Origin of the sequence: Paenibacillus praedii (genome assembly GCF_049725345.1) — a bacterium.
Taxonomy (GTDB): domain Bacteria; phylum Bacillota; class Bacilli; order Paenibacillales; family Paenibacillaceae; genus Pristimantibacillus.
This window is the reverse complement of the sequence record NZ_JBMWAM010000025.1, coordinates 59,439-67,418: the sequence shown is the minus strand read 5'-3', so window position 1 is coordinate 67,418 and position 7,980 is coordinate 59,439. Positions and strand designations below refer to the sequence as shown.

The 7,980-nt window shown below is 46.3% G+C and carries 6 protein-coding genes; 1 reads left to right on the top strand and 5 read right to left on the bottom strand.

The window, feature by feature from the left end; all coding sequences use genetic code 11:
* Positions 1-195 precede the first annotated feature (195 nt).
* The 5 genes from ACO9K6_RS18625 to ACO9K6_RS18605 all read right to left on the bottom strand — a co-directional run bounded on the left by ACO9K6_RS18625 (position 196) and on the right by ACO9K6_RS18605 (position 6,744).
* Positions 196-381, bottom strand: coding sequence for a LuxR C-terminal-related transcriptional regulator (locus ACO9K6_RS18625; RefSeq protein ID WP_424769056.1), 186 nt, complete (start codon positions 379-381; stop codon positions 196-198).
* A 194-nt stretch (positions 382-575) separates the two neighbouring features.
* Positions 576-995 carry a GtrA family protein gene (locus ACO9K6_RS18620; protein ID WP_424769055.1) on the bottom strand — a complete coding sequence of 140 codons (420 nt, stop codon included), beginning with the start codon at positions 993-995 and terminating at the stop codon, positions 576-578.
* Positions 988-1,989, bottom strand: coding sequence for a glycosyltransferase family 2 protein (locus tag ACO9K6_RS18615; protein WP_424769054.1), 1,002 nt, complete (start codon positions 1,987-1,989; stop codon positions 988-990). The genes ACO9K6_RS18620 and ACO9K6_RS18615 overlap by 8 nt, the downstream gene beginning before the upstream one ends.
* Before the next feature lie 35 nt (positions 1,990-2,024).
* Complete coding sequence (locus ACO9K6_RS18610) at positions 2,025-5,852, bottom strand: glycosyltransferase family 39 protein (protein ID WP_424769053.1); 3,828 nt, start codon at positions 5,850-5,852, stop codon at positions 2,025-2,027.
* Between the two features lie 166 nt (positions 5,853-6,018).
* Positions 6,019-6,744 (bottom strand): YhcN/YlaJ family sporulation lipoprotein, encoded by a 726-nt coding sequence (locus ACO9K6_RS18605; RefSeq protein ID WP_424769052.1) that lies wholly within the window; start codon positions 6,742-6,744, stop codon positions 6,019-6,021.
* Positions 6,745-6,908: 164 nt separating this feature from the next.
* Between ACO9K6_RS18605 and ACO9K6_RS18600 the strand changes: the two genes are divergently transcribed.
* Positions 6,909-7,916, top strand: coding sequence for a ketoacyl-ACP synthase III (locus ACO9K6_RS18600; RefSeq protein WP_424769051.1), 1,008 nt, complete (start codon positions 6,909-6,911; stop codon positions 7,914-7,916).
* Positions 7,917-7,980: the final 64 nt, after the last annotated feature.

The window sequence follows — 7,980 nt, the reverse complement described above, 5'->3', positions numbered from 1 at the left end:
TCATCTCTAATCAAATTAACAATATCTTGTTGTAGCACTGTAAAACTGTACCTCCCAGCTGTTAAATACCCGTTAAAGTAATGGAGGCTGCCGTTCATTCCGCGGCAGCCTCGTGATGTAAGTATTGCACTATCGTTTCCCGATAACGTAATGTGTTGCCACAATCAGTTCAATTAGATTGCCTTCCCAATGAAATCAGTTGGATCGAGGTGTTCGTATTTCAAAACACATTACATTGGAGATATGGTTGCGGACGGTTTTCTCGCTGATGAACAGCTGCTGTGCAATATCCCTGGTTGTTTTATCCTGTACCAGCAGTTCGAAAACCTCGCGTTCACGATGCGTCAATAAAAACTTGCTCTTGTGGTCGCTTCCCTTCAAAATTTGTCACCCCTCCTTGCGCGGGTTTTTATGGTTTAACAAGGTTAAGGGATACAGTCAAATTATAGTATGAAGGGGCGATATCAATGGTGCTGTATGTAGATAAAATGGGCTCTGACGCGTTTATAGCTTCGCATGAATGATTAAGCGGTGTATGACATCCGATGGCTCGACGATTGAACAGTTTGCGAACGTCAGCCAGTCTGCTGAACGAACACCCATTTTTTGCTTCCATAAAAGTTTATGCCGACAGTTAGGATCGTGACTATTCCCTTCGCCAGCTTTTCATCTAAACCTACAAGCGATGTCAAGGCAGCAAGCAGCAGCAACGAAACAAGAAGTACGAGCCCATTCCAGATCATAAAACGCACGCTCTTGTTCCAATTCGATTTACTTGGAACGAGTGCTTCGTCTCTTTCAAATGTATATCGGTTATTAAGCAAAAAGCTGTTAGCCATACCCGCGCCATAAGCAATGATTTGAGCCAGCAAATAATAAACGCCAAACGCTACAAGCAGCGTAAATAATACAAAATCGATCGCTGTATTCACCAGGCCGATCAAATTAAACTTTACGAATTGTGCAGCAAGCCTTTTTCGAGCAGCTTTAGACATACTCCTTCACTCGCTCTGAATCATGATTGTCCAGCCCTCCGCTTGTCTTCCCGTTAGAGTAGCCCCGTACCTCACGCACAATGTATAACGGTCTGTTTTTCGACTCCTCATATATTCGGCCGATATATTCGCCAATTAGGCCTAGCAGCATAAGAATAATCCCGTTAAACAACAGCATTACCGCCAATATTGATGCCCATCCGGCAACGGTGCTGCCGGTAAAGAGCTTTTGAAATATAACAACAATCAAGTAGACAAAGCTGCCCAAAGAAAGAGTAAAGCCCGCATAGCTGGCAATTCTAAGCGGCTTATACGAGAAGGAGGTAATCCCATCCAGCGCGAATGATATCATTTTCCTAAGCGGATATTTGGTCTCGCCGGCGAATCGCTCCTCCCGTTCATATTCGACCATCGTTTGCCGGAAGCCGATCCAGCTGACCAAGCCTCGAACAAAACGATTTTTCTCCTTCAAGCCTCGCAGCACATCGCATACCTTGCGATCGATTAACCGAAAATCTCCGGTATCGACCGGTATGTCCACATTCGTTAAGCTACGCAGCGTGCGGTAAAAGATTTTGGCGGTCACACGCTTGAATACCGTCTCGCCCTTGCGTTTCAGCCGTTTACCGTAAACGACCTCGTAGCCCTGCTTCCACTTTTCGATCATCTGTATAATAATCTCTGGCGGATCCTGAAGATCGGCATCAATGACGATAATTGCATCTCCCTGCGCGTAATCCATACCTGCCGATATCGCAATTTGATGCCCGAAATTTCGTGAGAAGTTGATTAGCCGGATGTTCGGGTCAAAGTCGCAGATCATCGTGATGAGCTCCACGGTCCGATCCTTACTGCCGTCATTAACGAAAATAAGCTCGTACGGTTCGTCCGTACAATCCATTACCTGCTTCAGACGGTCATACGTATGCTCGATGACCTCTTGCTCATTGTACATTGGTACGATTACGCTATACTTGACAGCTGATTGCTTCACCTTGACTTCACACCCTTCATATGAATGAGATTTCATTAGAACAACCAGCTCGGGAACCAGCGAAGCACCTTCTCCACATACCAGCTGTTAACGGTCATACCCGATAACGCAGGATAAAACATGATGAAAAGTAAGATGGCTGCAGCCACAAACAAATTCCGCCACATTTTGAAATCCGGATTCTTCTCTTCCATCATTTTAAACATATATACCAGGCTGAGAATCATGAACGGAACCATGGCAAAATAATGATAAAGAAACGTAAGCCGAGGAACGAGCATCCAGGGGACATATTGCGCCAGAAAGGCGATCCAAATCGTATATACCGCTTTGTCTCTGCGCTTCAAGCTAATCCAAATCATAGCAAGCATAGCGAAGATGCCTGCCCACCAAATAAGCGGATTACCCATGGCCACAATGGTTGATTTGAGCCCATCCGCCATATTGTCGCCGGAATAGTACCATACCGGTCGCTTTATGAACGGCCACTCCCACCAGAAGGAGGAAAACGGATGCGTCGATACGAGATTGCTGTGATAGCTGAACATATGCTTCTGATAATCAATAAAACTCTTCAGCGTATAGCCGTCATTCATCACCGAAAGCACAGGAATGTAGGATAAAGCGTAAATGATAAGAGGCACTACGATGTAGAACACCAGACAAATGGCCAGCGTAAGGATCATATTGCGCGGAAATACCTTTATGATATACTCCAGCTTCTCTTTATGGAATAACTGTTCCTGCTTCCCGCTCTTTCTAAGCACCCGCTTCGCAGCGGCATACTGCCTATGGCGGTCAAAGAGTGAGAGTCCAAGCATGACCGCAAGGCCTGCGCCGCCGTACAGGACAATCCATTTGGACGCCACGCCGATTCCAAAAAATAAGCCTGCCAGAAACAGCGGAACGAACGTAACCCCAAGCTTTACTCGGTAAAAGCTCAATGCATTATATTTATGCATAAAATAAAACATAAGCATGATGAAAAAAACGCCATAGACGTCGATCGTTGCGATTCGCGTCTGCGTAAAGTGCATAAAATCTGCTGCGAACAAGATCATGGCCATGCCTGCATACACACTGCTTCCAAACAATCTTCTCGCGAATAGATATATTAGAGGCAGCATGGCAATGCCGAATAACGTTCCCGCGATCCGCCAACCGAACGGATTAAGCCCGAACAGTTTGATGCCTATTGCAATGATGATTTTACCGAGCGGCGGATGCGTGTTCTCATAAGCAACGATATGCTCCAAATGCTCATAGGCTGTACGCGCATGATAGATCTCATCGAAGTATGACCCGTTCATAAAGGTCGCATCATATTGCGCCTTCTCTTGCTCATCGAACAACAACGATACGCTTCCCCTCTTCGCATCCAATGCTAGCTCTTCATGGATATCAACAATCGGCAGCGGCGTTTTGTTGCCCTGTTCATAGATCGCAAGCTCATGCATGGAAAAACCCGCTTTCAGCGCAGTCAGCTTCACATAACGCGCTTGGAGCGCAGACGGCTGACTGTTCCACATCAATACAGCCACATGGCTGCTGTCGATTTCGATCAGGTTGTCCCAATCGGAGCCATTTTGACTAAATTCATATTTGTATTTTCCGGTGCCGACACCGCCGAAGCTGTTGATGCGGTCAAGCTGCTTCACCTCACCAAGATCGACGTAGAAGCTTTGGGAAGCCGATGCCGGCTGCCACGCTGTTTCCGGCCCCTTCAAATCGCCCAGCTGATACAGAGCGACTGCCGCATAGATAAGCGTTACAGCTCCCATCCATATCCAATCCTTGTGCTCCAGCCTCTTATCTGACTGACGAATACTGGACGGTGAGTCTGCTTTATATTCAGACAAGGCTTCCTCATCCATTTTCAATTGATTCTGCTCATTTATTGGTTCGATTAGCTTCACTTTGCCGCGTATATAGATATCATATCCGATATAAACCAAATAAAGCAGCAGTCCAGTATTTGCTACAGAGCATAACAGCACAATTCCATTAAAAGGAATATTTGTCGTCACTCTGCTGAAGTCCAGCACATAGGCGATATTGATGAAGCTCGTTATACTGAATCCCAAATAAACGAAAAGCATTCTACGATCCAGAGATTGGATAAAGCTCATTATTGCGAGCAGCAAAATGGGAAACAAATAACGCTCATGCATTTTTGTAACGCCAATGAACACAATCGCGATCAATACCATTGCCAAATAAAACGAGCGATTCGATTCGCTGCCGTTAGGTTTCTTCAATGCTAAATAGGCTGTAAGCGCCACCGCTGCTAAAATAAATAAATTGCCCCATGTTTTAAATGAAAAGAACAGCCAGGTATCGGCTATCGGCTTCCAATTCGCATCACTAAGCGCATAAAGATTAAAAGCATTTAGCGTTGCATAAGGGTAGGAGGATAAGGTGCTCTGATAAAGCTCAACAAGCGCGCCCAATCCGCCGTGACCCCAGAAGAAAGGCAATGCGAGCAAAATAAACGTCGTAAGCCCGTAAAACGCGCTAACCGGTATTTGCTTCCATGCTCTTCGATAGACAAACCAAAGCAGCAGCACAGGCATAAATATGAACGCTTGAGGTTTAATTAACGCCGAAATCGCGTACCAGATCGAGGCGCGCTCTATTTTATTGTCCGTTAGACTATAAATAGCCAGCACCAAAACGAGTGCAAATACCGAATCAACTTGTCCCCATGCCGCGGAATCTGCGATCACGGCAGGATTGTACAGATACAACAGCGCCAGCCCAAGCGATACGGAGCAGCCCGCCTTCTTAATAGACAAGCGGTATACGAGGTAGGCTGCTGCCAAATCCGCAGCGATGGCCGGCATTTTGAACAATAGTAACGCTGCACCGGATGAAGCATCCAGCGCGAATAAATTTTTCATTAATCCAAGCAAGTACAAAACATAAATGTAGCCAGGCGGATAATCAACAAACATGCCCGAATTGTAAAAACCGGAAATCCCGTTCGTCGACGCATGCTCCGCCCAAGCCATAAACAACGCAATATCATTCACATAGCCGGGATTAGCGACGGCAATCCCAACGCGAATCGCCAGCGCGATCATGAAAACCGCCGCCAACAGCAGCTGACCTAACTGCTGCTTGGATTCTAATAGGCTTCGACCTCGCAGCAGCTTGTTGTAAATAAGGGCAAAGAACACACTGAATAGAATGGCAAACAACAATAAAGGCAAAATAGAGCCGCCAGCAGCCGCTTCCTCTTCTGAAGAATCGCTTAATCCCGCCGAGCTTAAGCTGAATACCTCGGCACCGGCCGGCGCCTTCTGCAGCTTCTCTACACTTACGTCATCGAAGTATGCCATTCCTGTATTTATACTCCCGTAGCCGCCTAGGCTGGCCCCGAAGGTGATACGATCCTGATCGTCACCGGTCCTTCCGTAAAATTGTATATAGTCCCATTTGCCGCCTGTATCCCCCACCTCCGGGTACGCAGCGGCAATCCCATCCACAAAGAAATGCGCGCCAATGGCCCCTGCTCCGATCTGCTCTGCCTTGATATACCCGGAGATCTTGTACACGGAATTGGGTTTAACCCTGATCGTCTGCGTCCACCTGGAATGATTGGCTTCCACATTATGAATCACTGCAGAATAACTACCGGTATGAGCTTCCTTATTCGTTATGGCATATGTTGTAACATGCTCCTCCTGCAGCCATGCGGCATAGCTCCATTCATCCGGAGCGCCCGATGTGACCTGCTCGAAGCCAGCATTTTTCAATAGATTAGAAGCGGCATGACCCATAGTCGCAGGCCATAATAAGGTTAATACTGCGAGGATTGCAGCAAACCGAATAGACATTCTCAGCATCGTTCTTGTTTTCACCTCATATCACCTTTGATGCGTCATTTACAATAGAATACAACCTAACTCTATTAGATAATATAACAAGGTCAATAATAAAATGATAGTCTCTCAGACATTGACAAAAAAGCCGGACAGGTTCCTTTCCCTGTACACGGCTTGCCCGCCAGCGTGAACTAAAGCATTATTAATCATAGATCATTCGTTTATCCTTTATGCTTGCGCTTTTCATCGTTTTATCTGTCGCTTTAGCTGGGAAAATTCGTTCAACCATCGCATTGAATTCAGAAATGTATCCTTGAATCGGATAGCCGAGCTTCACATCATTCATATATGCGTTCATGCGACCGACAAAGTCCGGACTCGCCGACACATATACTCGCTCCACGCTTGGCCTCATACGTTTGATTTCGTAAATGACCTTATCTTCGATTTGTTTGGTAAGCCTATCCTGCCCGGTAGACAGGCTGCTCATTCTTCTGTTTATTTCGATGCCTTTTTCACCTGAAAAGCCTGTATTCGTTCGGCTCATCATTGCCGCATTGCCGCTCTGCTTGTTTTCGTCTAAAGACACCGCAACGTATGCATTATGATTGGTCAGCATAACATATGCTGACTTAATCTCATCCAGTTCCGTAAGGGCCTTGGCCATTTTCTCGCTCATTTCCAGCCGATAATTTTTATGTGAACCAATGACATTATTGCTATTCAGCCTGATGCCGTTCATCCGATTCATCTCGTTCGATTGATCATCGGCGAACCGCTTGTCCCTTAATAAATTACCGTTCGCATCATAACGTACTTTGTTCGTACGAATATTTTTATTGCCCAAATCGCCCTGCTTTTCCATACAGCCTGTAGGCATTGTTATAAGCAGTACGCATGCCGACAAAACCATTAAATATTTGCGCATGTTTCGCCATCCTCCTGTTTGCTTTAATCGTGCTTTGGCCTCGATCTTAGCGTTCGCATTTAATCTGACGACTATACGCAGCATTGACAAACGATGCGATTAGACTTAAATTAGTATCAAGTATTAGTATCTGGTGCTAATTAAAGAGAGGACGTGATGGAAGAATGAATAAGCTATATCAAGCCGTGATTCATTCCAATGCCGTGATTACCGCTATTGGCTCTTATGTTCCGGAACGAATATTAAACAATGCAGATTTAGAGAAGCTCGTCGATACGAATAATGAATGGATTGTACAGCGTACAGGCATTCAGGAACGGCGAATTGCCGCTAAAGATGAGTTTACGAGCCATCTTTGCATCGCCGCTGTCCAGAATATGATCGAACGATTTGCGGTTTCCGTAAGCGATGTCGATTATATCCTGGTAGCAACGTCTTCTCCTGATGCCATTTTTCCTAGCGTTGCCTCGCAGGTACAAGCACATTTCAACATACAAGGCTGCGGCGCATCCGATCTGCAGGCTGCTTGCGCCGGATTTGCCGCCGCCATCCAGCTTGCCAACGGCTTACTGCTATCTGGCTCACATCGCAAGATATTGGTCATAGGCGCCGAGACGCTGTCCAAAATTACGGATTATACAGATCGAACCACATGCATATTGTTTGGAGACGGTGCCGGCGCCTTCCTCATGGAAGCGTCCGATGACGGTCATGGAGATATACGATCGACCTATTCCAAAACAGACGGAGCACGCGGCCATCTTCTATATCGCAGCAGTCTCGCTCCAGCAATTGGAGAACATGCGATGACTAATAACGGGCTGATTATACAGAACGGAAGAGAGGTCTATCGATGGGCTGTTAGTCAGGTAGCGGAGGGAATCACTCAGCTTTTAGAGCGAAGCAAGCTGTCCGTGACGGACATCGATTGGTTTATTCCCCATAGCGCAAATATGAGGATCATAGAAGCGCTTTGTGAAAGGACCGGCTTCTCGCTTGATCAAACGCTAACGAGTATTAAAAAATTCGGCAATACATCAGCCGCATCCATTCCGCTCGCGATCGACGAGGCTGTAAAGCAAGGGCGAATAGAGCCTGGTCAGCTCATGCTGCTTTATGGATTCGGAGGAGGCTTGACACAGGCAGGCGTCATCCTCCGATGGTCTTTATAAGGGATAAATAACCAAGTCTTAAGCTAACCTGCAAGTAGTAACACCCCTCACTGGCTTCTAATGA

Coding starts and splice junctions, on each gene's coding strand:
- ACO9K6_RS18620 (WP_424769055.1), bottom strand. CDS start 995: ATGTCTAAAGCTGCTCGAAAAAGGCTTGCTGCACAATTCGTAAAGTTT.
- ACO9K6_RS18605 (WP_424769052.1), bottom strand. CDS start 6,744: ATGCGCAAATATTTAATGGTTTTGTCGGCATGCGTACTGCTTATAACA.
- ACO9K6_RS18600 (WP_424769051.1), top strand. CDS start 6,909: ATGAATAAGCTATATCAAGCCGTGATTCATTCCAATGCCGTGATTACC.